Origin of the sequence: Dulcicalothrix desertica PCC 7102 (assembly GCF_003991905.1) — a bacterium.
Lineage (GTDB): Bacteria > Cyanobacteriota > Cyanobacteriia > Cyanobacteriales > Nostocaceae > Dulcicalothrix > Dulcicalothrix desertica.
On the sequence record NZ_RSCL01000035.1, the window covers coordinates 47800 to 48904 of the forward strand.

The 1105-nt window shown below is 35.8% G+C and carries 1 protein-coding gene and 1 pseudogene; both read left to right on the plus strand.

Annotated features, from left to right (window positions below; translation table 11 throughout):
• Positions 1-334, plus strand: a pseudogene (locus tag DSM106972_RS44135) (hypothetical protein); the annotation flags it as partial.
• Between the two features lies 1 nt (position 335).
• Positions 336-1105, plus strand: a 770-nt coding sequence (locus DSM106972_RS44140) for a TolC family protein (protein ID WP_148129274.1), incomplete at its 3' end; no start/stop codon positions are given.

Sequence of the window (1105 nt, forward strand, 5' to 3'; positions counted from 1 at the left end):
TACATGGCTTAATACTCCTAATAAATACTTAGCATTGAATCAAAATGGTACCCATAGTGATGCTAATCAAAACTCAATGAGAAGCGTTTTACCTTTTACACCAGAAATTGCTAGTCCTAATCCAAAACTTGCTCGTAGTTATTACAAATCTTTAAGTTTAGCATTTGCTAAAACTTATATAGCAGGAGAATTACAATATAGCAATTATTTGGCGCCATCCTATGTCCAAAAAATGAGTCAACCTTCAATGCCATTAAAAATATTACGAGAACTAACATCAGAGCAATTATCTAAATCACTAAACTTTTCCTGCCCTGGAGCAATGGATAAATAAAATGAAAGTAACTTTTATCATCATTAAGATTGTATATCATACAATTTTACTATATTGTTCTTGGTTAATGACTGGTAAATTTATTTCTCAACCAGTGTTTGCACAAGTTTCTAGTACATTAACTCAATCTCAAGCGAATCCTTTAAAGTTTCCTACTAAACCAGAAGAAGTAAAGATTTTACAAACTGAGGTTATTACATTAACACAAGCAATTGAAATCGGCTTACGTAATAACATAGACTTACAAATCTCTATATTAGAACTAGAAAGAAGCCGCTCTGCACTTCGCCAAGTTCAAGCTGGTTTATTTCCAACTCTCAACCTCAATAGCAATATTGCTCGCAGTCAATCCGCAAGCAATCAGTTGGCAACATCCAGTTTTAGCAGGTCGAATGACAATCCTGCAACGGCTTTTTCTGCTGACCTTCAGTTACAATACCAATTATACACATCTGGAAACCGTACAGCAGCAATTGCAGGCGCCGAAGAACAGGTACGAGAGAGCGAATTAGATGTAGAAACTCAATCTGAAACTATTACGTTAAATGTGAAGCTCGAATATTACAATTTACAAGCATCATCTGAACAAGTACGAATTAATCAGTCAGCTTTAATAAATGCCCAAGCTAGTCTACGTGATGCTGTCGCTCAAGAAAAAGCTGGGGTTGGAACCAGATTTGATGTGTTACGCTCTCAGGTCAATGTAGCCAATACCCAACAATTACTAAATAATGCATTATCTGAGCAACAAATAGCTCGCAGACGATTAGC